This is a genomic window from Dictyobacter aurantiacus (assembly GCF_003967515.1).
GTDB classification, from domain to species: domain Bacteria; phylum Chloroflexota; class Ktedonobacteria; order Ktedonobacterales; family Ktedonobacteraceae; genus Dictyobacter; species Dictyobacter aurantiacus.
This window is the reverse complement of record NZ_BIFQ01000002.1, coordinates 131,341-156,049: the sequence shown is the minus strand read 5'-3', so window position 1 is coordinate 156,049 and position 24,709 is coordinate 131,341. Positions and strand designations below refer to the sequence as shown.

Sequence of the window (24,709 nt, the reverse complement as noted above, 5' to 3'; positions counted from 1 at the left end):
TGGCTGTCCTACAAGCTTGTTGCAAAAGACCACCGCACCGGCTGCAGTGCAAAGTCACCAGTTACGACTTTCTTTCAAATTACCTGGGTTTTATCGTGGGAGAGAGGTGGGCGCGACGGATGGGGTTGCTGAGCATGGCCAGGGCTGCCAGCAGGATCTGGCCTGCCGCCGCTAGCAGCACAGTGGTGGTGGGTCCATAGTATTGGAGCAGCCACCCGGCGAGGGTGAGCCCCAGGGGGGCGAGGCCGTTGCTGATCAGGCGCGAGATACTATTGACGCGGCCACGCATCTCATCCGGCGTCAGCGCGAAGCGATAGCTTATATTGACGATATTGTAGATCGGGCTAACCAGGAAGATGGCGGCAAGAATGCAGCCGAGCCAGAACGGGGATGGCAGAGGGGCCATGAGCAACCACAACAAGGCGTCCAGCCAGAGCGTTCCCAGGATGATGAACGCAAAGCGCAGGCGTCGTTGAACGTGTGTTGCCAGCATCGATCCGATAATGCCTCCCAGACCGCCAATGCTCAGGATCAAGCCGATGAGGCCACTGGAGGCATGGCTATGCTGCGCGATGATGATGATGACGAGGGTCAGACCAGCGCCAAAGAAGACGCTGCCGGAGGTCACGAGCGCCATCGAACGTAAAAGTGGTTGTTTCCATAGCCAGAACAGACCTTCCGTGATCTCTTTGAAGAGATTGTGGGCGACGATCTCGCGCTGTTCCTGAAAGCGGGCGCGCATCAACAGCAGCGAAACGATCGAGATCAAGTAGGAAAGCGCATCGACCAGGAAGGGCAGGAACATCTGCAGGCTAAAGAGCACGCCCCCGAGGGGAGATCCGAGCAGATTCATAATGCCCATAGATGCCTGTGTACGTCCCATGGCAGCGGGCAACTGCTCCTGCGAAACTACCTGGGGCAGGCATGTCACTTCCGCGATGCTAAAGAAGGTTCCCAGCAGGACATCCACGAAACCTGTGATATACAACACCTCTATATTAAGAGCGCCCATCAAGCCCATCACAAACAGGCCGCCCATGGTTAGCAGGCGGCCCGCGTCGCAGACTAGCATCACCCGCTTACGGTCCCAGCGATCAACCAGCGCACCTGCGGGCAGCACAAACGAGAGGTAGGTTAGTGAGCGCATCGCACTGATCAAACCAGCCTGCGCGGGTGAGTGCGTCACCGCCAGGATCAGCAATGGAAATGCCAGCAAAGACACCGCCGTACCAACATTGGAGAGTGTTTGTCCACCCCACAATAACATAAAGTCGCGATTACTCCAGAGGGAAGCGCCTGGTGATGATGCCCGCATGAGAGTGTATCTCCTTGGATAAGTAGACAGGGTACTAAAACGCAGTGCCATACCTGACGGTAAAGAGGAAGAGACAAAAATAGGCGGCCCACAATGCATTTCAAATTATCGATGCGGGCCGCGCGATACCGGTGATACTGGTGGAAAAATCATCCCTTGTGAAGAACGATTTCGCCGATAGATGGTAACAGAATGGAGTGCCGAAGGCTTCTGGCTGGATTAGAATGAGAGTTGTGCTCCATCATCAGGGATCAATACTTGATCCGTCAAATCCTCAGCCGCCAGGCTTGCTTTCAGGGCGCTCCTGCTCAGGCGGCAATGATTGATTGTCTCCATGTGGACCGCGACCACGCGGGTATCTGGTGCGCGGCGACAGACCTGGCGTACATCTTCCTCATCCATCGTGATCGGTCCTCCTCCGGTCGCGTATGTGGCCGCGCCCGCATTTAGAACGGTCACCGCGGGCGAGAAGCGGGTCAGGGCCTGTTCAACGTCCGAGCACCAGACCGTATCGCCAGCGATGTAGAGAGAAGGGGATTGTCGCGACTGCAGAACAAAGCCCGAGACCGGTCCCATCTTTTTGCCGAGTTCGCCGCGACCATGCTGTCCCCCGGTGCGAGAGATCCGGAGTCCGCGCCACTCCATCTGTTGCTGAATCGGGAGCACGGAAGTAAAGCCCGCCTGTTCAAAGACGGCCTGATCTTCTGGCTGGCATAGAATAGGGATATGTTTTGGCAAGAGTTCCTGGGCCGCCGCATCCCAATGGTCGCGGTGCGTATGGGTGACCAGTACCCCATCAATGTGGTGCAGTAAAGCTTGCAGCTCTGTTTCAGAGAGTGGCAGTTCTACCATTGGGATGCGCCAATCGTTGCCTGCGTTGGCGATCGGCTCCATCGCCCGCGCTGGGTTTAGCATAGGATCGACAAGAAGCGTAAGGCCGTCGTACTGAACGGTAAGAGTTGCGTGGCGCAAAAAATGTATCTGCATAACATTATTTCCTTTTATAAGCCGGGGCGAGCCCGGCACCTACGGAGGCATGGTCGTAAAGGTACGGAAAGCCGGGGCGAGCCCGGCACCTACGACGACGACGATGATGATATTGCGCGTTGTTTGAGCGTGATGGCGGCGAAAAGGGCGATGAAGAGGGCCAGGAAGCCGCCGATGGCGAACGAGATCTGCGGTGTAATCACATGGCTGACGGCTGCCTGGGTGAGTGGCGCGAGTAGGACCGCCAGTGACAGCGCTGATCCACGGATACCCATCACCTGCGAGCGATTCTGATCGGTTGTCGCGCTCAGGTAGGCGGTACCCAGCGCCGGAGCCAGCAGTGCGCTGCCCAATCCGGTAATCACCGCGGCGGCGATCAAGAGCGCATACTGATGCAGAAAGATCATGCCCAGGTTTAGCGCCGCCTCAAGGACGCATCCCAGCACGATGAGTGTCTTCTTCGGCAAAAGTTCGCTGATGCGTCCCAGCAGCAGCGGGAAGGCCGCCAGCGACAGTCCGTATGTACTGACGATCACGCCATACTCAGCCGCATTGTAGTGGAGTACCTTCTCGAAGAAGAAGGGATACTGAGGCAGTGTAAACGGATAGGTAAAAGTGATGCCGAAATCAATCAGCACAAAGGCGGCGAAGAGCCACAGTAACTTCAGCATACTCCGGGTACCGGCACCTGCGGTAGTCTCACCCGGACGCTGATTGCTCTTCTGCTGAGCGAGGATACTGGCGCGCACCTCCCTGGGCAGTGTCTCGGGCAACATAACCAGAGCCAGGAGCGCGGCGATCAGCGCCAGACCAGACGTTAGCAAGAACGGGGTCGTAAACCCCCAGGACTGATAGAGGAAGCCACCAATGCCGGGACCAAGAGCGATACCGGCGGCCTGAGCGGTCGTCATGATACCGATCCAGCGTCCCTGGCGCTCTACCGGCAGGATATCGCCGACCATAGCCATCGACGCGGGCATTAATCCGGCGGCCAGCGCCCCTTCTAAGAAGCGCACCACGATGAAAAGCGGTGGCAGATTGACAAAGGCCAGGAAGATATTGGTAAGCACAAAGCCGGCCAATGACAGCAAGACCACTGGCTTACGCCCGATGCGCGCGGCCAGGGTGCCCATCGGTGTGCTGAACAAAAACATGCCCAGCCCAAATCCAGCCTCCATCAGCGCCAGCGTCTCCGCGCCCAACCCCAGTGCCTGCAAACGTTGAGGATAGACCGGGATAATGATGCCGAAGCCGGTCATCAACAAAGCGATGCAGCCTGAGAGAAAGGACAGAGTCGTTGTGACCTGTCTCTTTGGACGCGCGGGCGGTATGAATGCTGGCGCGCTATCTAACTGTGGCTCGCCAGGTGATAGATCGAGATTGCCTGTATTGATTGGGGTTCCTTGCATAAACTGCTAATCCTTTTATTACTTAACAGTGCTTTACGATGATACACAGCTAAATGGCATCTGAATAAGGGCACGAAAAATGGATGGGCACAAGTATATCGTGTCATGATCATGCATACAGACGGGATGGTGCTGAAGTGATCAGGTGTACATCAATTGGTGAAAGCCAGAGATGTATGTTGATGGTGGGCTGTGTAATTAAAAAGATACCAATCGGTAGTCCTATAATAGGAAGTGGAATTTAAGCAAGCGTAAAAACGCTACCTGGTGATAGATGCAAAGACACAGGCCACAAGCAATAGAAGGGTTACATCATCATCACAAAGAAACGATATTTCTTGCGATCGGTGCAATGGCAACGGTTCTAGTGCCCCGTGTTCCTGGTCATTGTTGTATTCTCCTGGATGCAAATATAACATTTGATTTCTTGTTCAGTATACCCATTTACTGTACGGGATGTCAATGGTGGTAACGTCTGTATATGAGGGTATTCTAAGCCGTATGTTGTTGTGCAAAATGGTTTTTTTTGCAAGTCACCTCTCACAACAAGTGCATGCTCTATCGTTAAGGCAACTCAGGCATGAAACCGGGAGAGGGCGTCAGGAGAACGGAGGTGTGATCCACACGATTCACGCACAATGAAGCGAGTTTGCAGGCGTACCTCTCTTGGCGCTCGTTCTTGATGCTGCAGGCGTTCAAAGAGAAGATGGGCAGCCTGTTTCCCAATCTCATATGTTGGTTGATCAACGACCGTTAGATGGGGGCGCATCACCGGAGCCCAGGCGAAATCATCAAAGCAGATCAGGGCGATCTCTTCCGGGCAGCGCAGGCCAAGCTGCGCGATCGCCCGCATGGCGCCAATGACCATGGTTCCATCCATCAAGAAGAGGGCTGTTGGCCGGTCTTCGAGGGTGAGGAGCTGGTGCGCTCCACGTTCTCCTCCATCTACGCGCGCACGGGCCGTCGCAATCAGAGCTGGATCAACCGCGATGCCATGTTTTTCGAGCGCTTCAGTGTATCCCACCAGACGTTCTTCCGTGGGTGTAATGCCACGCGCCCCCGTCACCAGCCCGATACGCCGATGGCCGAGTCCGATGAGATGTTCTATAGCGGTTCTGGTGCCCACAGTATTATTTACCAGGACCGTATCGATACCCAACTCAATCAACGAACGGTCAATCCCGACCAGGGCGAGATTCTGAAGAGGGAGCTCCTGTAAATATTCGAAACTATGATCCGTCACGGCAATAATGAGGCCATCGGCCTGCTTGCTGTCCAGCAGGTGAAGATATTTTTTCTCTTTCTCAGGGTCTTCATCTGTATTCCCGATAATCAAAGAATAATTATGGGTATGGGTCACATCTTCGACGCCCCGCGCGATGTTGGTATAGAAAGGGTTCATGATATCGGGGATAACGAGTCCTATACTATGGCTGACCTGTGTCTTTAATCCACGCGCAAAGTTATTGCGTTTATACCCTAACGCGGCAATGCTGGCGCGCACGCGCTGCGCCAGTTCGGGGCTCACATACTTGTTTTCATTCATCACGGCCGAAACTGTCGCCACGGAGACCGCGGCATGGGCAGCGACATCCTTGATAGTAACTGAACGCTCAGCAGACATCGCTATATGGTCTCCTCTCGCTGGTTATGCATAGTGGTGTACGTTCACCTGCCGCTAGCTAATCGTTATGCTGGCAGCTATTGTGAACGTATCATAGATAGCCCATCCTGTCAAGGAGCAAAGCATCTCTAGCTACGGAATTCATATAACGCGCCTTGACAAATGCAAATATTGTATGGTATAGTCAGAAAAACGATTAGCTAATCGTTTTTCTGACTATACCATATCTACCTACCATTCTCAAACAGAGTAACCTTTACTCGTAGCTCGTTGTATTTTTTTCTGGCGCACATTTTTCTTAATGAAGAGAAAGGAAGCGCTCGTCCAGAAGACCCGAGCCTGGTTTGCGCCCTAATTCCTACACATGCCGTGTTGAGTTTTTCTCAGACATCGTCAGTCTTGAGTGGTCCAGACAGATCATGGAGGAATATACAATGAAGGTTATCCCACGGATCATTACTATACTCACGGGTTTTACCTTGCTTCTTGCCGGATTGGTTGCATGTGCTCCATCCAGCCAGTCATCATCATCCTCATCGAATACAACCACGCTTACCGTCGCCACCGTCAATAATGGACAGATGGTGCAGATGGAGCAACTCACCAAACAGGTTTTTGAGAAAGATCACCCCACCATCAAGATCAACTTTGTCACGCTGCCAGAGAATGATCTGCGTTCTAAGGTGACACAAGATGTCGCCACCAACGCTGGAAAGTTTGACATCGCCACCATTGGAAGTTATGAGACCCCTATCTGGGCGCATAATGGCTGGTTAGATGACCTCTCACCCTATTTTGGCAAAATGTCGGCGCAGGATAAGAGCAGTTACAACTATGATGATCTGCTCAAGCCCATTATGTCCTCCCTCTCCTATCAGAAGCATCCCTACGCGGTGCCCTTTTATGGTGAGAGTAGCATGATGATGTATAACAAGCAGATTTTTGCTCAACACCATCTCACCATGCCAGAACATCCCACCTGGGATCAGATCAAGCAGTTCGCGCAGGAGCTCAATGATCCCGCGCACGGCGTATCCGGCATTGTCTTACGCGGGCAGGCCGGGTGGGGCATGAATATGGCTCCTCTTGATACCATGATCAACACCTATGGTGGGAGCTGGTTCGACAACAACTGGCAGCCGCAGCTTTCCAAACCGGCCGTTCAGCAGGCTGTGACGGATTACGTCACCCTGTTGCAGAAGTATGGTGAGCCGGGCGCATCAACCTCAGGCTGGCAGGAGTGCTTGAGCCTGATGTCACAGGGCAAAGCCGCGATGTACTATGACGCGACCTCTCTGGCGGGCGTGCTGGAGACCCCTTCTCAGTCCAAGGTCGCCGGGCAGGTTGGCTATGCCTATGCGCCAACAAAGGTCACCACCAATGGTAGCCGCTGGCTGTGGGCCTGGTCGCTGGGTCTCGTCAAGAGCAGCCAACATAAGGATGCCGCCTTCCAATTTATCACCTGGGCGACGAGCCCGCAGTATCTGACCCTGGCCGGAAAAACCTTTGGCTGGGCCAACGTTCCCCCCGGTACACGTACCTCTATCTATCAGAATCCCAACTACCAGAAGGCCGCGCCCTTTGCCCAGATCGCGCTCGACTCGATCAACACGGCGACGCCAGACCAGCCGACGGCCAATCCTGTCCCCTATCATGGCATTCAATATGTGGGCATACCACAGTTTGAATCGGTAGGGCAGCAGGTCAGTGAAAACATTTCAGCGGTGATCGCCGGAAAAATGACTGTGAGCCAGGCACTACAGCAATCCGACCAACTGCTCTCCTCGCAGGTCAATAAGAGTAATACCGCCGGATATTAATCGTAGCGGTACGATATCGCCAGATTGCCGCGCCGGAGGGAGTGTTCCCTTCTCAGGAAGGTTCCTCCGGCGCGACAGGTACTACGATGATGTAAGAGATCGAGTGATCACAGGGAAGGTGGTGCTATGAATTGGATGTCTCTTGCCATACGGCGTGGCAAACAGGGAGAGAACAGGATATCATCGCACGTGCGAGCAGGGGTTTCTCCTCCCACCCCTTCAGTCAGACGAAGAATCACATGGCTGCACATTCCGGCGTTTCTCTTTATGCTTATCATGACCCAGATCCCATTTGTCCTTGCCCTCTGGTTTAGCCTTCATTCCTGGAACCTGCTGCAGCCAGAACTGGGATTCCCATTCGTCGGTCTCGCCAACTATGTGAACGAGTTCGTAAGTGATCCATCATTCTGGCCCGTGATCGGGCATACCATAGAACTGGTATTTGGGGCCATCGCCCTGGCTATCGTTGTGGGAACAGTGCTGGCCCTACTGCTCAACCGGCCAATCGGGGGCAAAAACGTATTGCGTGCGCTGGTCACGACACCGTTTCTGGTAACCCCATCGGTGATGGCTTTGATCTGGAAAAATCTGATGCTCAGTCCAACCTTCGGCATCATCGATTGGGGATTGCATACGATTGGCCTGCCAGCGGTGCCCTGGTTCTCTGCTTTTCCTCTGGAGAGCGTCACCTGTATCGTGGCCTGGGAGTGGACCCCCTTTGTGATGCTTGTCCTGCTGGCGGGTCTGCAATCCATTCCTGAAGAGGTCATCGAAGCCGCGCGGGTAGATGGCAGTGGGTCCTGGATGACATTCTGGGGTATCATCTTCCCTATGCTGCGGCGCTCCTACGAAGTCGCTCTTTTGTTTGGAACCATCTTTATCTTTCAGACCTTTGGAGAGATCTACCTGACGACCGGTGGAGGACCGGGAGTTGCCACCAATACACTGCCCTACTATACCTATAAGACCGCCTTCAGTTCCTGGCAGATCGGGCAGGCGGCGGCGCTGGGTGTGATTGGCGTTGTCATCGCGATTCTGGCCGCCAGAGGAATGTTGCACTTCACGGCGGATAATACTGCTGAGGAAAGGGGGTAGCGGAATGGTAGCAATGAAAAAATGGTCGCGGCTATTCTGGACCGTCATCACCTATATACTGGTGTTCCTCATGATTTTTCCTGTGATCTGGATGGTGATTACCGGCTTCAAGCAGGAAGCGGATGCCTACACCTCGGCACCTGAACTTATTTTTCGTCCAACGCTGGATCAATTCATGATCGCCATCAACGGTGGGTTTAGCGCCTATCTGTTTAATAGTGTCGTCGCATCTCTGGTGTCAACAGCCATCGCGATGCTGCTTGGCATTCCCGCCGCCTACTGCATGGTATTTCAGATGCGCAAAAAATCCTCAAACGACATGCTCTTCTTTGTGCTCTCGACGCGTTTCATGCCGTTTGCCGCCATCCTGATTCCATTGTATGTGATCGTCTCACGTCTGAATCTACTTGATAACCTGTTCACCCTGATTATCGTCTACACGGCGATGAATCTGCCATTGATTATCTGGATGGCTCGCTCATACTTTCTGGATTTACCGAAGGAAGTGTTAGAAAGCGCCTGGCTGGATGGTAATGGTACCATCGGTACCATTGTGAACATCGTCATTCCGATGGCCGCCCCAGGCCTGGTGGCGGCGGCGCTGCTGGCCATCATTTTCGCCTGGAATGACTTCTTCTTCGCCACAACGTTAACCTACACACAATCGCCCACGTTGCCGGTCATGGTAGCTGTTTTCTCCAGCAATCAAGATTTGTTTCTGGCCAAAATCTCGGCTTTGGCCACGGGCATTATTCTCGTGCCGGTGATACTGGGAATGTATGCGCAGCGCCACCTGGTACGTGGTATGACAGGTGGGGCGTTGAAGTAATATAATAGACAAACTTGATTGTTGTAACTGGAAATAGAGAGGTTGAATATGCGAGCCGTAATCATCGACACACCTGGCAACATTCGTGTTGGAGAGGTGCCAGATCCCGTTCCATTGCCAGATGAATTGTTGATACGGGTAGGAGCCTGTGGCCTTTGTGGGACCGATCTGCATCTTATTGATGGTGATTCTCCTCTGGCCCGTTACCCGCTTGTGCCCGGTCACGAGTTCGCTGGTGAGGTGGTGGCGCTTGGAAGTAATGTCGCGCAGATGAACGAGGCCGGGGAGAAGACGGGCGTGAAGGTCGGGAGCAGGGTAGCGATCGAGCCGAATCTTCCCTGTGGCCACTGTGAGCAGTGCCGCACAGGTCATGAAAATCTGTGCCTGCACTACGAGGCCTTAGGGGTTACGCGCAACGGAGCCCTGGCTGAATACGTGACCGTGCCGGTCTCGAAAGCGTATCTGTTGCCCGATACGCTTTCACTGCGCGAGGCGGCGCTGATCGAGCCGGTCTCCTGTGCCGTGCATGGCATGCATAGTCTTCAACCCAGATCGGGTGATACGTTTCTGATTGTGGGTGCGGGAACGATGGGATTGCTGCTCTTGCAACTGGCACGACGAGGAGGCGCCTCGCGGATCACGGTGGTGGATACCAATGAGAAGCGCCTGGCGAGGGCGGAGCAGTTGGGGGCGACCCACACCTACACCAGTATTCAGCAGGTCATCAAGGAAGAGCCAGGCGGCTTCCACTGTGTCATTGACGCAACCGGGGTGGCGGTAGCGATCGAGCAGGCATTCATGGCGGTCAAGCGCGGCGGCAAATTTATGATGTTCGGCGTGGCGCCGCACGAGGCCCGCGTCTCTCTTTCACCATTTCGCATCTACAATGAGGAGATCACCATCGTGGGTTCGATGGCGGTGCTGTTCTCGTTTCAAGCGGCGCTCGATCTTATCAACGCAGGCGTGATCGATACCCAGGCCATATTGACGGCGGCCCTGCCGCTAACAGACATTGAGCGGGCGCTCAGCCTGGTACGGCGCGGTGAAGGCGTCAAAACGTTGATCCTGCCCAATAGTCAGGAGGGTTAGCGTTATCAGGCCTCCATGGGCAGCTTAACCAGTTGCATGCTTGCTGCCCACACCTGCTCTTGTAATGCCTGGTCATACGATTCTTTAGATGTTCGTTTCGGGACCAGCTTATCAAAATATTTTCCCGTGACCTGCTCAACCTCGGGCGACATAGCCAGGTAGAGAGAGGTGAGGGCGCCCTTTTCCGGGCTGGAGCCCAGGCATGATAGTATTGCCTTCGCCACCGACTGCGCGCGGGGTCCGACGTTAGACATGCCCATGTTGGTGAATACGAAGCCGGGATTGAGGCAATTAAGCGTTACGCCGCTGCCCTCTAACTGGCGCGCCAGCTTATATGAGCATAAGAGCATGGCGAGTTTTGATTGCGCATAGGCGCGCCAGACATTGTAGCCCTGCTGCAATTGCAGATCCTGCATCTGGAGATGGGCTGTATAGTGCGCGCCTGAACAGACATTCACAATCCGCGCCGATGCGCTGGCTTTCAAGCGCTCAAGCAGCAGCTGTGTGAGCAGAAAGGGGGCCAGATGATTGACCGCGAAGGTCATTTCCAGATGATCTACTGTGAGGGTTCGTTTCGTCAGAAAGACGCCTGCGTTGTTAATGAGGACGTGCAGATGCTCATAGCGCTCCAGAAAAGTGGCGGCCAGTTGATGAACGGATGCCTGGGATGAGAGATCAGCGAGCAAGAGGTCGACCGCGGTATTCCCGCTAGTGACCTGGATCTCCTGGCGTGCCGCCTCGCCTTTGGTCTGATTGCGCGCAACGATGACCACCGTTGCTCCTTGTCTCGCCAGTCCGATAGCTGTAGCTTTGCCAATCCCTGAAGTCGCGCCGGTCACCAGGCAAATTTTGCCGTGCATCGGTTGATATATCTGTTTCATGCATGAATGCGTGCCAGGGCTCTCGCATCCAGGCGAAGAGGGCACGCTCCTCCTTTTTGCATAAGGCGTAAATTGTTTGCTCATTGCTGCCAATAGCATACGTTATGTATATGTGTGCTGGCAAGGGGTGGTGGCACAACTCGTGCCCAGCTGCATATTAAAGAATAGTTGAACAAGAGCTGGTGCACAAGCGTGATTCTCGTGCTAGAAAGGTTTCGTATGGTTCCTCCACAGAAGCAGATCTCTGGCAAAGAGATAGCGCATGATTTCTTCCTCGGCCTGGATAGCGGTGGTAGCAAAACGTACGCCACTATTGTTGACCCCGAAGGACAGGAGGTCGGACATGGCCTGGCTGAAGGTTCCAATTTTACGCAGGTTGGACTGGAGGTGGCGACGCAACGCATGCGTGAAGCGATCGAAGCAGCGGCGCGGACAGCTGGCTGTTCGTTGCCGATCGGAAAAGCCTGGCTAGGCATAGCCGGTGTGGCGCGACAGGAGCATATTGATGCGCTGCTGCCTGCGCTGAGTTCATGCGCTGAGGTGATCCATATCACGAACGATGCGGAACTGGGTCTATGCGCACTGGAGCAGCGGGTTGGTGTGGCCATCATTGCTGGAACTGGCTCGATCGTGCTGGGACGTAACACGGAAGGACGCAAGGCGCGGGCCGGTGGCTGGGGGTATCTATTGGGGAACGAAGGCAGTGGTTATACCATAGGACAGAATGCATTGGTTGCCGCGCTGCAATTCGCCGATGGTCGTGGTCAGCCGACATCCCTGCTGGATGCCATTTTGCATGAGTGGAACTTGAGCCGAGCTGAAGAGGTTATCAGCCGGGTGTACGCGCAGGCCGGTAGAGCTAATGTAGCGCGCCTCTCGCGTATCGTGTTTGAGGTAGCCCGAGCGGGGGACGAGATAGCGCAGGACATTATAGAGCGCAACGCCTATGAACTGGCCTGCACCTGCAACGCGGTCTGCTCGCGCCTGGATTTTTCCCGCCAGGGTGTGCCGCTGGCACTTGTTGGAGGCCTGTTTGTCCACGAGATCCCCTATCGTGAGCGCGTGCTGGATCACATCCGTGAACGCACCCCGTTGGCTCGGATAGAGATTGTATCCGAGCCTTCTCTATGGGCAGCTCGTGCCGCGCGTGCTTTGCCGCTAGCTGAGCACCTTGCCGATGCACAGAGCTAGCTCTCCTGAGCAGATCTCTATGATGACCAGCAAGATGCTTCCTGCAGAGTATGATTTTTGGCTGGAGGGCTTCTTTAAATCAGCGAATGCTGGTATACTTATATGTAATGACTTATATTCCTATTCTCGAGCAAAACGCTTTTCCTGGAAGTCATTGTTGGGATTGCCTGCATGCGCATGCGATTCATAAGGACTTTCTTTTTGAAAGAAGGAAGCATCATGTCTCGGTTTATCCGGGTGTCCTTACTTGGCACCATTCTTCTTGGCGTGCTGGTCGCCTGGAGGCGCCTGACGAAACCAGGCGCTGCCAAAAAGACTGCACGGCATTCTATATCAACCTCGCCTGATACGGTTCGGGATTATTGGACCGCTGACAAAATGCGCCAGGCGCAGCCTGCCACAATGCCGAAGGTCGATGCTCTCGGCCAGGATAAACATCATCCCAAGACGCCTCGTTCGTAGCGGGCGTGATGAAAGAGAGAACAAGGTATCATGTCGCAACAGCCCAGGCGCATCCATCCATTGCTGGTTGAGCGGAGCTTTCTGAGCGTTCTTGCCTGTGCCTACGTGGTGTATCTGGTGGTATTTGGACCTGATCTCTATTCCTGGGTATTCCCTTCCTCAGACTCGATCGTTGACCATCACATCGATACGACGTCCGACGCGGCTGTTCAGCACTGGACAGTAGCAGCGATGCGCAACGCCACGGAAGATGATGTCCAAAGCGGCACGGTTTCCAGTCAGATCCTGGAAAAAAGTACGGCCACACGTCAAGGCAAAGCAACTCTCCAGCAGGGACAACCTCCACGTGATGCGGGCCTTTCGTATCCCCTCTCGACTGTGGGAAAGGTCTTCTTCACGAACAACGCCGGCCAGAACATGTCGTGCAGTGGTACCGCCGTCACGAGCCGCAACCGCAGCGTTGTCGACACGGCCGGCCACTGTTTTTACCAGTATGGCGAGTGGATGCAAAATGTCATCTTCTGTCCTCAATATGATAACGGCAATACGCCGTATGGTTGCTGGGCCGCGCACGATCTGGAGGTTCCTTCTGAATGGATCGACGCGAAGCCAAATAATTTTCATTATGACTTTGGCATGGCCATCGTGGCCGCGAATAATCAGGGTCTGCTGACCGATGTTGTCGGAGGTGCGGGCTGGGCGTATAACCAGTCCGTCGACCAGGTCTTCTACGCCTATGGATATCCCGCCATGCCTCCATTCGATGGTCAGACCAGGCAATCGTGCGAAGGTGGATCGGGCACAAGCTGGCGCTTCGGTGAGGGCAATGTGGTCTCTATCCCTTGCAATATGAATGGTGGCTCCAGTGGAGGTCCCTGGTTCATCAAGATCGGCGACGCATGGTATCTCAACGGCCATAACGACTTCATCAGCAGCCGGATGCCGGGGCACATGTTCTCGCCCTACTATGACGACACCTGGTACACCCTGTATAAAAAGGCGAGTGCATAGTTCACGTCAAATGTTCACAATGCTTATGCGCAGGAAAAACCTGCGCGCCTGACAGAATACCTGGTATCTAAAAAATAGGAATTGACTGCCATTTTCATCAGTCAATTCCTATTTTGCTATCATTGCGCCTGTTTTCTCTGGCATGGCTACGGTATGATATAAGCGTACGAACTGCGCCGTAATTATTTATGGTTCGATGGGGCCGGTGTCTCGCGGGAATACTTATCGGCTTCCGCCGCCATATCTTCAGGGATTTTTCCTGTTCTATTTATTTCAGGTTCACGATGTTGTGATCTTATAAGAGGAAGGTTGATTCATGCGGATTGCCCTCTTTATCACCTGTTTTAATGACACCCTGTTTCCCCGGGTGGGTATCGCCACGACCCGTTTGCTGGAGCGTCTCGGATATGAGGTAGATTTTCCGGCAGCCCAGACCTGTTGTGGACAGATGCACTTTAATACTGGCTATCAACGTGAGGCGATACCGCTGGTTCGTCATTTCGTTGATGTGTTCCAACATGCTGATGTGGTGGTTGCCCCTTCAGCTTCATGTGTGGGGATGGTACGTGAGCTCTATCCAGCGGCGGCGAAACTTTCTGGCGACCAGGCATTGATCGCCGATGTCGAGCAACTGATCCCTTGTGTGTATGAGCTCTCTGAATTTCTAGTACGGCATGAAGGGCTGACTGATGTGGGTGCTTACTATCCACATCGGGTGACGTATCATCCAACGTGCCACAGCTTGCGGGTCTTGCACGTCGGTGATGCGCCTCTGCAATTATTGCGGGCGGTAAAAGGGATCGACCTGGTGGAGTTGCCCGATGCACGTGAGTGCTGTGGATTTGGGGGGACGTTTGCCGTCAAGAATGCCGATACATCGCTGGCCATGCTGGGCGACAAGATACGGTGTGTGCTCGATACGAAGGCCGAGGTCGTCTGTTCCGCCGATACTTCCTGCCTGCTCCATATCGGGGGTGGGCTATCGCGGCAAAGAGCGGGTGTGGGAACGATCCACCTGGCGGAGATTCTGATGGAGACGGAAAGTGAGGTGACACAATGAGTGCGCGCCCTCAACCATTACCATTTTTCCCGCTTATGGCCCGGTCGGCACTGGCAAATTCCCAGCTCCGGCGCAATATGGGCAAGGCGACCAGTACGATTCGTCAGAAACGAGCCGCGGTTGTCGGAGAGCTGCCTGATTGGGAAGCACTGAGGAGCGCGGGATCGGCGATTAAAGCACAGGTGATGTACCATCTCGATGAATATCTGCTCCAGCTGGAGGATGCGGTGCAACGAGCGGGCGGACAGGTTCACTGGGCCAGGGACGCGCAGGAGGCCAATCGGCTCGTCACCGAGATTGTGCAGGGCGTGGGGGCGGAACGCGTCGTCAAGGTGAAATCGATGACCACTGATGAGATCCACCTGAACGATGCACTGGCGCAGGCGGGGATTCAGGCCGTAGAGACGGACCTGGCGGAGTTGATTATTCAACTGGCACAGGAGAAATCTTCCCACATTCTGGTCCCGGCCATTCATAAGAACCGCAGCGAGATTCGCGATCTCTTTCAGCGCACGATTGCGCAGGGGCAAGAGCTCTCGGATGAGCCCAATGAGATCGCGGCGGCGGCCCGGCGCTATCTACGTACACAATTTCTCACGACGCCGGTGGCAATTAGCGGCGCCAACTTTGCGATCGCGGAGACGGGAACCATCGGTGTAGTTGAGAGCGAGGGGAATGGCCGCATGTGCCTGACGCTGCCGCAGACGCTGATTACCGTGATGGGGATCGAGAAACTTCTCCCTAGATTCCAGGATCTTGAAGTTTTTTTGCAGTTGCTCCCACGCAGTTCAACAGGCGAGCGCATGAATCCCTATACCAGTTTGTGGACCGGCGTCACCGCCGGAGATGGTCCACAGGCGTTCCACCTGGTCTTGCTGGATAATGGACGAACACAGGTGCTGGCGGATGACATCGGTCGTCAGACGCTGCACTGTATTCGCTGCAGCGCCTGTCTGAATATCTGTCCCGTCTATTCACGTACCGGTGGTCATGCCTATGGCTCCGTGTATCCTGGGCCGATCGGTGCCATCCTGACGCCCCAGCTTGTGGGGATCGAGCAGGCGAAGTCGCTCCCCTATGCCTCCAGTCTCTGTGGAGCGTGCTATGAAGTCTGCCCGGTCAGCATTAATATTCCCCAGGTGCTCTTGCATCTGCGCGGAGAAGTAGTTCGCAAGACCTCCCCCTTGAATCCGGAAGCGTTGGCGATGAGGCAGCTGGCACGTATTTTTGCCAGTCCCAAAAAATATGCTCGGGCGCAACAACTGGCCCGGCGGGGGCAGGGTCTTTTTATGCATAACGGCGTGATTGATCATCTTCCGGGTCAACTCGCTGGCTGGACCATGGCGCGTGACCTGGCCCCGGTGCCAAAGCAGAGTTTTCGCGATTGGTGGCAAGAACACCAGAAAGGGGAACAGGCATGAGCAATCCAGCCAGAGAGGAGATGTTACTGCGTATCCGGAGAGCCCTGGCCAATGCCCCTGAGCCGGACCCTCATCAGCCCACGTTTCGTGTGCATGATGACCGGGAGAGATCTTCCCTGCTACAAGACTTTATCGAGCGATTGACCGATTACAAAGCTGAGGTGACGATGACCAGTATGGAAGCGCTGCCGCAGGCTTTAACCGACATCTGTCAGCAGCATGGTATTCAGAGACTGGCCGTTCCCTCTGATCTTCCTGAAGCATTGCATCCTGCTCAACTGGTGGTAGTGCGTGATGAACCACCGCTCTCTCTATCGGAATTAGACGGGGTAGACGGGGTCATTACCGGTTGCGCCCTGGCGATCTCCCAGACCGGCACCATCGTATTAGATGGCGGCAGGTGGCAGGGACGGCGTGCTCTGTCATTGGTGCCTGATCGCCATCTCTGTATTGTGCGCGCTGAGCAGGTAGTAGGGTTGGTTCCCGAGGCCATCGAGCGCTTACAAACGAGCGCCAAGCACCCGCTGACCTTTATCTCAGGTCCCTCGGCGACAAGTGATATAGAATTAAACCGCGTCGAAGGCGTCCACGGACCGCGTTATCTACACATTTTTCTTATCAATGAGTAGTACTGTCTCGCTGGAAAGTCCTCTCAAAGAGGGCTTTCCAGCGGTGTCCAGTTTGAGGCGTGATTACTCTATCTCATTGATGGCAAGGATCGCGTCCTCAACTGGCTCTACCGATTTTTGTTCGATGGCGCGGAAGACCAGCTTGTTTGAGATAAAGAAGTTATAGAAAAACTGCGCAACCATGCCGATGAAGCTGGCTATATATGGGTCGATGTGCAGGGTAAAGTACAGGGCCCACGAAACAGCGAGGGAGATGAGCATGGCTGAGATGCTGGCTAACTGACCTTTAAAGGCGCGCCGTACCCATTCCCAGCCGTGAATATCTTTGACCTGCTCACTATAGGTGAAAAACTGGTTCAGCGTGAAATTCGTGAGGTTGCTGATCTCAAAGGCGCAGAACCAGGAGGCAGGGTAGAGGAAGATGCTCTTTGTAGAGAGCCCTAGAGCCAGCAGATGCATAAAGCAGAACAGCGCGCCTTCATTGATAAGGATGCCGACGCCACCGACCAGGGCGTAGCGAACAATGCGAATTTTTAAGAGCCGTTTTATTAATGCGATCATATGAAATATATTCCTTGCGTGGTGAATACAGATACATTTGCTATATCCTATCCTGTCTTTTTCTTCCGTGCAAGCTCTTGCTCCATTTGGGGTCTATCTGAATGTGGAGACGCTATCTCCTGAATCATCGTTTTCAAAGAACAGCCAGAAGTAAGGCTGTCAGGTAGCTCTATATATCGGACAGACGGATGATTGTCTTTTTGAAAAGCGCATGCTGCTCCCATGCTCCCAAAACATGGATAAGCGAGACCATTTTTATGTCTATTGGGAAGGTTTGCGATGTTGCATAGTTTCCTCTAGTATACACGCTTGACAAACGCGTTTTCTTTTTCTACACTTCTTATGTATATCTCATCTTGTTCCGTCGGTGTAATGATTTGTTCTTTGCTAGAAAAATATTCTCTTTTCATAGATATATTAGTATATTAAGCACAGTGGATATGCTCAATGGATCCCATAAGGAGCTCGGTATCAACCTGACAAAGTTCTGTGTAGCGAAGGAGAACCTGTTTTATGGTACACGTTGCAAAGATCGGTCATGTCGCGTTTCACACGACGAATCTTGACAGATTGCTGGCATACTATACAGATGTTTTAGGACTGACGCTTACGACGCGAGGCGGTGACGGCACTGCCTACCTGAGCTGTGGTGTCGATCACCATAGCGTTATCCTCACGCCCGCGAGGGAAAACCGCCTGCACCACGTCGCGTTTCAGCTCGATCATAGTGTTTCATTGCGGGATGCCGCCAGGCAGCTTCACGAGGCGGGAATCGAGAGTGAGCTTATGAGCGACGCACAGCCAGGCATCCCGGAACTCCTGCAACTCTCTGATCCCGATGGCAATCTCATCCAGCTCTATGTCGATACCGAGCATGTGAGCAACGGATTTGGAGGCACGGGGATCGTACCGGTGAAGTTGGGGCATGTGGCTATGTACGTGAGCGACGTGAAGAAAATCGTCGCTTTTTATCAGCAGATATTAGGATTCCGTGTCTCCGACTGGCTCGAAGATTTCTTTGTCTTCATGCGTTGCAATATCGATCACCATACCATGAACTTTTTGCAGTCCAAACGCAAGAACGAGATGTTCCACGTTGCCTTTGAATTACGCGACTGGGCGCAAGTGCAGAGCGCCTGCGACTGGCTGAACAAGCATCACCTCCCGTTAGCCTGGGGACCCGGGCGCCATGGCATAGGACACAACATCTTCACGTATCATTATGACCCCGACCATAACCTGGTAGAGCTCTTCACGGAAATCGATATCCTCAGCAACGAGGATATTGGTTATTTTGAGCCTCGCCCCTGGCATGAAGACTTTCCCCAAAAACCCAAAGTGTGGAAGGACAGCCCCGAGGCAGTCAACAAATGGGGTGTTCTCCCTCCCGCCGGGCTGATGGGATAAGCCTTCAACCTCCGAAGCTTTTCACAGAAACGCATTGAGTTTTTCTGCAGCAGTTGTGAAGAAGGGAAAAGGTATGAACGTTGGCATCATTGGACTTGGCAGAATAGGACTGCCCATTGCAAAGAACTTGATCGAGGCCGGATTACCGGTGATGGGCTACCGCCGTGGAGACATGAATCCCTTCACTGGCTCAGGGGGCGTGGCCGCCGGCTCATGTCGAGAGGTAGCAGAGCGCTCCGATGTTGTTATCACCTGTTTACACGAAGCTGACTTTCATGATGCCTTCACCGGTCCATCGGGACTCATTTATGGCGCGCATAACAACCTGGTTGTCATCGATTTGAGCACAGCAACTATCGAAGTAAAGGAGCAGCAGCGTCAGGCACTCCAGTCAAGGCAAGCTCGTATGTTAGATTGCCCTATCAGTGGAAGTCCGATGATGGCTGCCGCCAAACAGGCTGTTCTTTTTGCCAGCGGAGAAAAAGCGGTGTACGAACAATGTCTTCCAGTCCTTGAGGCCATTGCCAGCAATAGCTTTTATCTGGGATCCTTTGGGGCGGGAATGAAGATGAAATACATCGCGAATTTACTGCTGGCGGTTCACAATGTAGCCGCCGCAGAAGCGATGGTCCTGGGTGCCAAAGCGAACCTCGATCCAGAACTGATGCTGAATGTTATCAGTCCTAGCATCGCCGGCTCGACCGCCTTTACAACCCGGGCCCTCATGATGTCGCAGGGGAGCTATCTACCTCCAGCCCCTGGACCAATTCAGACCATGCATGAAGTCATCGAACTGATCGACGCCTTTGCCAGGAATACTGGCTGTCCAACGCCCCTCTTCTCCCTGGCGACCCGCTACTATGAGCAGGCTATGGAAGAAGGCAGAGGTGAACAAGATATCGCAGCCATCTATGCCCTGCTGGGCAGGGAGGCTGGACTTGACATGCTTTGACGCATAGTCCTTATGGTTGAAAAAGGTGAAAGGTAACTCTACCCATAAAGACGTAGGATTGTGGGCGCATAAAAAAGCCATTTGCGGATACTTCACATAGCATTGAATCACTGTGTATACATAAGGGTTGCCTTTATTATAGATACATTATCCATTGTTTTCGCTTTAGTATTATGCCTAAAATAAGAGAAGAAAACCTTTTCTTTATAAATTCTTGTTTTGTATTGCTTATAGCCTCTGATGGAACATGGGTTGAGAGGTTGGTTCTGGACAGAGTTGTTCAGTTACGCTTTTCATTTTCTATTGAAATCTTATAGCAATGTCTGCTTTTTTATGCATATGAATCCTTCGCGCATTGAGAGCGCGCATTCTGCCCTCCATCATACTCGCATACGCTACCCCCGGGTCGTCCTGTGCCTTCACTGAGTAATACAGAACACACTCTTAATTTTATGCTGTTTAAAATCTAGAAGGACCTCTTTACTGTGAATGCGCTGATCGTCAAACGACATTTTCAAACGCCCGCTTTTCTTCGTCTTCTTACTGATAAAACATTTGGCATCTTCCTCTTTGGCTCATTTCTTTCCAGCATGGGATTCTGGATCCAATCGGTGGGGCAGGGCTGGCAGGTATTGCAGATGACCAATTCTGCCTTGTTGCTCGGGCTGGTTGTATTTGCCGCGACAGCCCCGAACATTCTCTTCTCACTATTTGGAGGAGTTATTGTGGATCGCCTGAATCGTCGCTGGCTAATCACTGTGGTACAAATTGTGTATATGGTGACGGCACTTCTACTGGGAGTGTTGACCACGCTGCACCTGATTACCGTCTGGCAGATCATTGCCCTGGCGCTACTCAATGGCATATTCAGCTGTATTGGTTTTCCAGCCTGGCAGGCCTTCATCGGAGATCTGGTACCTCGGGAAGACCTGAAACAGGGAATTGCCTTGAACTCGGTCCAGTTTAATCTATCACGGGTCATTGGCCCTGCTGTAGGCGGCATCTCAATCGGGCTGGTCGGCATTGCCGGAGCGTACTACCTGAACGCATTAAGTTATGTGTTTGTCATTGTACCCTTACTGGTCATGAAGTTTGGGGTGCAGAGCAGCCGGACGAGTGCTAAACAGCGCGTTTTGAAGGATCTGAGTGAAGGTTTAAGATATACGGTGCAGCATAAAGTGCTAAGGATGATCCTGTTGCTGCAACTGGTGATTGCTTTCCTGGTCTATCCTTTCGCGGCACTGCTCCCGCTTTTCGCGCGCGACGTTTTTCACACAGGTGCCATTGGTCTGGGTGAACTGAACTCAGCGGTTGGTATTGGAGCCCTGACGGGTTCATTGCTGGTCGTCATGTTAACCCGTCGCATGGTAAACGGCTCGCGCATGCTCGTTTGGACCTGCTCAATCGGCGGACTGGCCTGCGTCGCATTTTCGATGATGTTCAATATACAGATTGCCTGTAGTTTGCTCGTTCTGGTGGGTGTATGTATGGTGATGTCTTCGACCATAGCCAATACGGCCGTGCAGACATTAGTGCCTGAAGCGATGAGGGGCCGTGTACTGAGCATTCTGGCACTGATCATCTTTGGCATCGCTCCATTTGGAAATCTGGCATCTGGTTGGGTATCAGGAATCATCGGTGCCCAACACACGCTGGCCATAGGTGGGGTATTGTGTTTTGTATTAGCGCTCTTAATATGTGTGAGCCAGGTTAAATTTACACCTGGTGTACCAGACGGTGAAGATCCCCTAAATCCAGTGGATGCCACCAGCGCCGTTTCGGTCAGGTAGAGGTTTCCTCTCATTAACTGAATAACATGAAGCACCTGAAAAAAGGTGGTGCCTGAGATCTCAGGCACTACCTTTTTTCAGATGCTCCCAAAATTCCTCATGCCTCATCCACGAACGCTGTAAAGATGTTTATGACCTCTGCCTGTTTCTCAATGTGCGGAGAGTGTCCACAATCGGGCAAAGCGACTTCTTTATAATGACCGCCATTGGCGCTGTAACGATCCAGGACTGTGCGCACCTGTGTCTTCATTGGTTGTGGCGGATATATCTCAGCACCAGGCCAACCCGGGACCGCCCCGATCTGCCCAAGAAAGCCTATGTCAAAGAAGGAGGTATCGGAGACAATCTGGTCATCGGTACCGTGGAGCCAGAGCACCGCTGGCTTGACCTGACACTGTGCGAAGTTGTCCTGGCGAAGATATTTAGGAGAAAGGGCATTATTGACCCCCTGTGTGCCTGGTGCCATGTTGGGCCAGTGAGGAGATGGGGTGAAATCACCCGGATAGTTTCCAGGTGTAACACGAGTTGAATTGATGGAACTGACAAAGATCTCTTCACGTTCAGGAGCTACTCGGAATGGCGGCTTGAAATAAAAGGTATTCATCGTCGTACGGGGTGAAACGTCGTCACCGCCACGATCGGCCTGCTGCAGTCGCTGCACGAAACCTGGATTTGCGGTACCGCCACCACTGCCAGCATAATCGGGCCAGATAGGAATACCATCGGCCTCCTTCGTACCCCCAAAGCCAAAGGGAGAACCGGGAGCTTCCAGCGTCAACGAGCGCAGGGTTCCAGGATAATCGATGGCATACTGCATTGCGACATTGCCACCCAGTGACCACCCCAGGAGATGAAATGGAGGCAGCTTCAATGCGCGCACAAACGCATCCAGGTCATCGGAAAAATCCTGAACACCACGTGTTGCATCGAGTGGAAGGACCTCGCTATCGCCGTACCCACGCATATCAGGAGCATAGATGGTATAGCGATTGGTCGCAGCCAGTTCGAGCATGAAATCCTGGAAGAAGAGAGCGGAAGAGCAGTTCCCATGTACCAGCACGATCGGGTTGGGTCCCGTGCCAGCTTCGAGATAGGCGACGGTTAACCGATCAGTTTTGACTGCATGTTGCGCAATACCGGGAATGATGAGGTTGGTTGCCATGGCTCGTTTCTCCTGTTATGTATACTGGATGATAGATGAGTCATGTGTCATGTTTGGATGATTTTATCTGATCCAATGCACAATGTCAAGTGTGGGCGAATGAGAAAGTATATACACGTATTGACGAGGGAAAAGCACCGTTTCGGGGGAAGGTGGGGAGCTTCTCGGCAAGGAAGAATGCTGTCAGCAGTAGTGACAATGTACCTATGGTTATGGTATTATGGTGTGCAACGCAGCCTGCTTGTAATGGAAAATATCGCTAGCGGGCTCTTGATATGCTATCGTCAATCAGTCTGTAATGTGGCTAGCGCTGCCAGCATGGTTTCACGACATGCACGGTTTTGCTGGTGGCTGTGCCTGATCGATAGCAAGGCAGGGGATGCCAATATATTCCGACCCTGTAGGACCTCCATACTATGCCTGTCTCCTTACGCGAGACAGCGTGGCCATAAATGTCGCATTGATTGTGGCCCACTACCCCCTTACCAATCGATAGAGAGCACATGACACGTCCCCATGTTTCACACATTTCAATAGAGATGTGAAAGGGTTCGCGACAGCCGAGCCGATGAGATGGCGCGTGCGTTCCTGTATTGCCGGGAATGAATGCCTGTGTCCTCATTGTAAAGCGGACAAGTAGCAGAAATAGAGATAAAGACAGCGATTTCTGGAAATGAAAGGCATCCTTTATGATATTTCCTTATCAACAGCAGTCAAGGGCTCCTGGCGGGAGCTTACGACGTTCCCTGTATAGCGCCATGCTTCTGACCCTTGCGCTATGCATCGCCTGTGTTGTTACGTTTGGGCAGATATGGCACAGCTCAAATACGTCCGAGCGGCCAATGTCTTCAACCCTGGGGACTGTGCATGCTCACCAGGCAGCTTCTACACAATCAGCGACATACGCTCCCGTTGCCAATCAGGTCAGCGGGCAGCAGAACCAGAGTCTCAATGCGTATATCAGCCACATGACACAGACGCAAAAGATCGGCCAGCTGCTTATGCTGCCCGTCTACACCAACGGCTATAATTCCGCGTTGGATCAGCCTCTGCAACAATGGGACATCGCCAACGTCATCATCTTTACCCAGTATGGCGGGGCACTGATGCCGAGTACCCAGAGCGGACTGGCGCAACTGGCACATGACATGCAGGCCCATGCCAATCAGCGGCTGATCGTAGCGACAGACGATGAGGGGGGAACCGTCGACCGGCTGGCCCCATATTATGGGTCTACTCTTTCGCCTGGCAGCCTGGCCGCGACAGGTGATACAAACAAGGTGTATGCGCAGGCGCGTCAAGCTGCTCAGCGCATGCTGGCCAATGGCATCAACACCGACTTCGCCCCGCTGGCTGATGTTTATCAAGGGGGTGCCATAGACCAGAGCCGGATGTTCGGCTCGACACCAGGCGACGTTACCAAATATGCGGGAGCGTTTCTGGACGGTTTACAGCAGAACGGTGTACAGGGGACGCTGAAGCACTGGCCCGGTCTCGGCTCCGCCTCGGCCAATCCCGACAATGGATTGGCGACCATTACGCACAGTCAGGCTCAGCTCAACTCCATAGACTTCGCACCGTTTCGCGCCCTGCTGGCCCGTCAACCTGGAATGATCATGACGACGCACGTCATGGTCCCCGCGTATGACGCCAACAAACCGGCTTCGCTCTCGCCGGTCCTGATAAACCAGGTTCTGCGCGGCCAGCTGGGTTATCAAGGTGTCGTCGTAACCGACCAGATGGAGGCAGGTGGATTGCTCCAGGCTATGCAAAAGCAAGGATATAGCGATCCCTCACAGGCGATCGCCGAGGCAACTGTCCAGGCGATCCTGGCGGGCAACGACATCGTTGAATGTCCAATGGCGCCTGATCGCCTGGCAGCGGTCGTCAATGCCGTGACCTCGGCCGTACAATCGGGACGCATCTCACAGGATCGCCTGAATCAGTCGGTGCAGCGCATCCTTGCGCTCAAGGCAAAAATGGGCCTGATCTAGCTATCGTAGCGCCTCAATCC

The 24,709-nt window shown here is 53.5% G+C and carries 21 protein-coding genes; 14 read left to right on the top strand and 7 right to left on the bottom strand.

Annotated features, from left to right (window positions below):
* Nucleotides 1-79 precede the first annotated feature (79 nt).
* From KTT_RS25455 to KTT_RS25440, 4 genes are all read right to left on the bottom strand, one after another.
* Nucleotides 80-1,315: an MFS transporter gene (locus tag KTT_RS25455; protein WP_160146133.1), complete on the bottom strand. Its 1,236-nt coding sequence runs from the start codon at nucleotides 1,313-1,315 to the stop codon at nucleotides 80-82.
* Nucleotides 1,316-1,534: 219 nt separating this feature from the next.
* Nucleotides 1,535-2,302, bottom strand: a complete 768-nt coding sequence (locus KTT_RS25450; RefSeq protein WP_126600079.1) for an MBL fold metallo-hydrolase — start codon at nucleotides 2,300-2,302, stop codon at nucleotides 1,535-1,537.
* An 89-nt stretch (nucleotides 2,303-2,391) separates the two neighbouring features.
* The gene (locus tag KTT_RS25445; RefSeq protein ID WP_126600077.1) at nucleotides 2,392-3,711 is read right to left on the bottom strand and encodes an MFS transporter; all 1,320 of its coding nucleotides are present in this window, start codon (nucleotides 3,709-3,711) and stop codon (nucleotides 2,392-2,394) included.
* A gap of 574 nt (nucleotides 3,712-4,285) precedes the next feature.
* Nucleotides 4,286-5,335 (bottom strand): LacI family DNA-binding transcriptional regulator, encoded by a 1,050-nt coding sequence (locus KTT_RS25440; protein ID WP_126600075.1) that lies wholly within the window; start codon nucleotides 5,333-5,335, stop codon nucleotides 4,286-4,288.
* Between the two features lie 434 nt (nucleotides 5,336-5,769).
* Between KTT_RS25440 and KTT_RS25435 the strand changes: the two genes are divergently transcribed.
* The 4 genes from KTT_RS25435 (at nucleotide 5,770) to KTT_RS25420 (ending at nucleotide 10,168) form a co-directional block, all read left to right on the top strand.
* Nucleotides 5,770-7,155, top strand: a complete 1,386-nt coding sequence (locus KTT_RS25435) for an ABC transporter substrate-binding protein (protein ID WP_126600073.1) — start codon at nucleotides 5,770-5,772, stop codon at nucleotides 7,153-7,155.
* 267 nt (nucleotides 7,156-7,422) lie between these two features.
* On the top strand, nucleotides 7,423-8,250 hold the full coding sequence (locus KTT_RS25430) for a carbohydrate ABC transporter permease (protein ID WP_160146132.1): 828 nt from the start codon (nucleotides 7,423-7,425) through the stop codon (nucleotides 8,248-8,250).
* Between the two features lie 4 nt (nucleotides 8,251-8,254).
* On the top strand, nucleotides 8,255-9,079 hold the full coding sequence (locus KTT_RS25425; protein ID WP_126600069.1) for a carbohydrate ABC transporter permease: 825 nt from the start codon (nucleotides 8,255-8,257) through the stop codon (nucleotides 9,077-9,079).
* 48 nt (nucleotides 9,080-9,127) lie between these two features.
* On the top strand, nucleotides 9,128-10,168 hold the full coding sequence (locus KTT_RS25420; RefSeq protein WP_126600067.1) for a zinc-dependent alcohol dehydrogenase family protein: 1,041 nt from the start codon (nucleotides 9,128-9,130) through the stop codon (nucleotides 10,166-10,168).
* A 5-nt stretch (nucleotides 10,169-10,173) separates the two neighbouring features.
* Here KTT_RS25420 and KTT_RS25415 read toward each other — a convergent pair whose 3' ends face one another.
* A complete protein-coding gene (locus KTT_RS25415) occupies nucleotides 10,174-11,049 on the bottom strand; it encodes an SDR family oxidoreductase (protein ID WP_218031013.1) in 876 nt (291 codons plus the stop codon).
* 219 nt (nucleotides 11,050-11,268) lie between these two features.
* On the opposite strand from KTT_RS25415, the gene KTT_RS25410 reads away from it, so the two are divergent.
* The 6 genes from KTT_RS25410 (at nucleotide 11,269) to KTT_RS25385 (ending at nucleotide 16,823) form a co-directional block, all read left to right on the top strand.
* Nucleotides 11,269-12,240, top strand: coding sequence for an N-acetylglucosamine kinase (locus KTT_RS25410; protein ID WP_126600065.1), 972 nt, complete (start codon nucleotides 11,269-11,271; stop codon nucleotides 12,238-12,240).
* Nucleotides 12,241-12,459: 219 nt separating this feature from the next.
* On the top strand, nucleotides 12,460-12,702 hold the full coding sequence (locus KTT_RS25405; protein WP_126600063.1) for a hypothetical protein: 243 nt from the start codon (nucleotides 12,460-12,462) through the stop codon (nucleotides 12,700-12,702).
* A gap of 30 nt (nucleotides 12,703-12,732) precedes the next feature.
* Entirely contained in the window at nucleotides 12,733-13,713 is a 981-nt protein-coding gene (locus tag KTT_RS25400; RefSeq protein ID WP_126600061.1) for a trypsin-like serine peptidase, read from the top strand.
* Between the two features lie 316 nt (nucleotides 13,714-14,029).
* Nucleotides 14,030-14,773 (top strand): (Fe-S)-binding protein, encoded by a 744-nt coding sequence (locus KTT_RS25395; protein WP_126600059.1) that lies wholly within the window; start codon nucleotides 14,030-14,032, stop codon nucleotides 14,771-14,773.
* Nucleotides 14,770-16,194: a LutB/LldF family L-lactate oxidation iron-sulfur protein gene (locus tag KTT_RS25390; protein WP_126600057.1), complete on the top strand. Its 1,425-nt coding sequence runs from the start codon at nucleotides 14,770-14,772 to the stop codon at nucleotides 16,192-16,194. Before KTT_RS25395 ends, KTT_RS25390 begins: the two co-directional genes overlap by 4 nt.
* On the top strand, nucleotides 16,191-16,823 hold the full coding sequence (locus KTT_RS25385; protein ID WP_126600055.1) for a LutC/YkgG family protein: 633 nt from the start codon (nucleotides 16,191-16,193) through the stop codon (nucleotides 16,821-16,823). The genes KTT_RS25390 and KTT_RS25385 overlap by 4 nt, the downstream gene beginning before the upstream one ends.
* A 63-nt stretch (nucleotides 16,824-16,886) precedes the next feature.
* On the opposite strand, the gene KTT_RS25380 is transcribed toward KTT_RS25385, so the two are convergent.
* Nucleotides 16,887-17,384 (bottom strand): GtrA family protein, encoded by a 498-nt coding sequence (locus KTT_RS25380; RefSeq protein WP_126600053.1) that lies wholly within the window; start codon nucleotides 17,382-17,384, stop codon nucleotides 16,887-16,889.
* Between the two features lie 513 nt (nucleotides 17,385-17,897).
* Between KTT_RS25380 and KTT_RS25375 the strand changes: the two genes are divergently transcribed.
* The 3 genes from KTT_RS25375 (at nucleotide 17,898) to KTT_RS25365 (ending at nucleotide 21,533) form a co-directional block, all read left to right on the top strand.
* Nucleotides 17,898-18,791, top strand: a complete 894-nt coding sequence (locus KTT_RS25375; RefSeq protein ID WP_126600051.1) for a VOC family protein — start codon at nucleotides 17,898-17,900, stop codon at nucleotides 18,789-18,791.
* A 55-nt stretch (nucleotides 18,792-18,846) separates the two neighbouring features.
* Nucleotides 18,847-19,743, top strand: a complete 897-nt coding sequence (locus KTT_RS25370; RefSeq protein ID WP_268904542.1) for an NAD(P)-dependent oxidoreductase — start codon at nucleotides 18,847-18,849, stop codon at nucleotides 19,741-19,743.
* A gap of 485 nt (nucleotides 19,744-20,228) precedes the next feature.
* Entirely contained in the window at nucleotides 20,229-21,533 is a 1,305-nt protein-coding gene (locus KTT_RS25365; protein WP_126600047.1) for an MFS transporter, read from the top strand.
* Between the two features lie 97 nt (nucleotides 21,534-21,630).
* On the opposite strand, the gene KTT_RS25360 is transcribed toward KTT_RS25365, so the two are convergent.
* Entirely contained in the window at nucleotides 21,631-22,695 is a 1,065-nt protein-coding gene (locus KTT_RS25360) for an alpha/beta hydrolase (RefSeq protein WP_126600045.1), read from the bottom strand.
* A 689-nt stretch (nucleotides 22,696-23,384) separates the two neighbouring features.
* Here KTT_RS25360 and KTT_RS25355 point away from each other — a divergent pair.
* A complete protein-coding gene (locus KTT_RS25355) occupies nucleotides 23,385-24,689 on the top strand; it encodes a glycoside hydrolase family 3 protein (protein WP_126600043.1) in 1,305 nt (434 codons plus the stop codon).
* Nucleotides 24,690-24,709: the final 20 nt, after the last annotated feature.

Excerpts from the sequence above, each read along its gene's own strand:
- KTT_RS25455 (WP_160146133.1), bottom strand. The coding sequence starts at position 1,315 with ATGCGGGCATCATCACCAGGCGCTTCCCTCTGGAGTAATCGCGACTTT.
- KTT_RS25450 (WP_126600079.1), bottom strand. The coding sequence starts at position 2,302 with ATGCAGATACATTTTTTGCGCCACGCAACTCTTACCGTTCAGTACGAC.
- KTT_RS25445 (WP_126600077.1), bottom strand. The coding sequence starts at position 3,711 with ATGCAAGGAACCCCAATCAATACAGGCAATCTCGATCTATCACCTGGC.
- KTT_RS25440 (WP_126600075.1), bottom strand. The coding sequence starts at position 5,335 with ATGTCTGCTGAGCGTTCAGTTACTATCAAGGATGTCGCTGCCCATGCC.
- KTT_RS25435 (WP_126600073.1), top strand. The coding sequence starts at position 5,770 with ATGAAGGTTATCCCACGGATCATTACTATACTCACGGGTTTTACCTTG.
- KTT_RS25430 (WP_160146132.1), top strand. The coding sequence starts at position 7,423 with ATGCTTATCATGACCCAGATCCCATTTGTCCTTGCCCTCTGGTTTAGC.
- KTT_RS25425 (WP_126600069.1), top strand. The coding sequence starts at position 8,255 with ATGGTAGCAATGAAAAAATGGTCGCGGCTATTCTGGACCGTCATCACC.
- KTT_RS25420 (WP_126600067.1), top strand. The coding sequence starts at position 9,128 with ATGCGAGCCGTAATCATCGACACACCTGGCAACATTCGTGTTGGAGAG.
- KTT_RS25415 (WP_218031013.1), bottom strand. The coding sequence starts at position 11,049 with ATGAAACAGATATATCAACCGATGCACGGCAAAATTTGCCTGGTGACC.
- KTT_RS25410 (WP_126600065.1), top strand. The coding sequence starts at position 11,269 with ATGGTTCCTCCACAGAAGCAGATCTCTGGCAAAGAGATAGCGCATGAT.
- KTT_RS25405 (WP_126600063.1), top strand. The coding sequence starts at position 12,460 with ATGTCTCGGTTTATCCGGGTGTCCTTACTTGGCACCATTCTTCTTGGC.
- KTT_RS25400 (WP_126600061.1), top strand. The coding sequence starts at position 12,733 with ATGTCGCAACAGCCCAGGCGCATCCATCCATTGCTGGTTGAGCGGAGC.
- KTT_RS25395 (WP_126600059.1), top strand. The coding sequence starts at position 14,030 with ATGCGGATTGCCCTCTTTATCACCTGTTTTAATGACACCCTGTTTCCC.
- KTT_RS25390 (WP_126600057.1), top strand. The coding sequence starts at position 14,770 with ATGAGTGCGCGCCCTCAACCATTACCATTTTTCCCGCTTATGGCCCGG.
- KTT_RS25385 (WP_126600055.1), top strand. The coding sequence starts at position 16,191 with ATGAGCAATCCAGCCAGAGAGGAGATGTTACTGCGTATCCGGAGAGCC.
- KTT_RS25380 (WP_126600053.1), bottom strand. The coding sequence starts at position 17,384 with ATGATCGCATTAATAAAACGGCTCTTAAAAATTCGCATTGTTCGCTAC.
- KTT_RS25375 (WP_126600051.1), top strand. The coding sequence starts at position 17,898 with ATGGTACACGTTGCAAAGATCGGTCATGTCGCGTTTCACACGACGAAT.
- KTT_RS25360 (WP_126600045.1), bottom strand. The coding sequence starts at position 22,695 with ATGGCAACCAACCTCATCATTCCCGGTATTGCGCAACATGCAGTCAAA.
- KTT_RS25355 (WP_126600043.1), top strand. The coding sequence starts at position 23,385 with ATGATATTTCCTTATCAACAGCAGTCAAGGGCTCCTGGCGGGAGCTTA.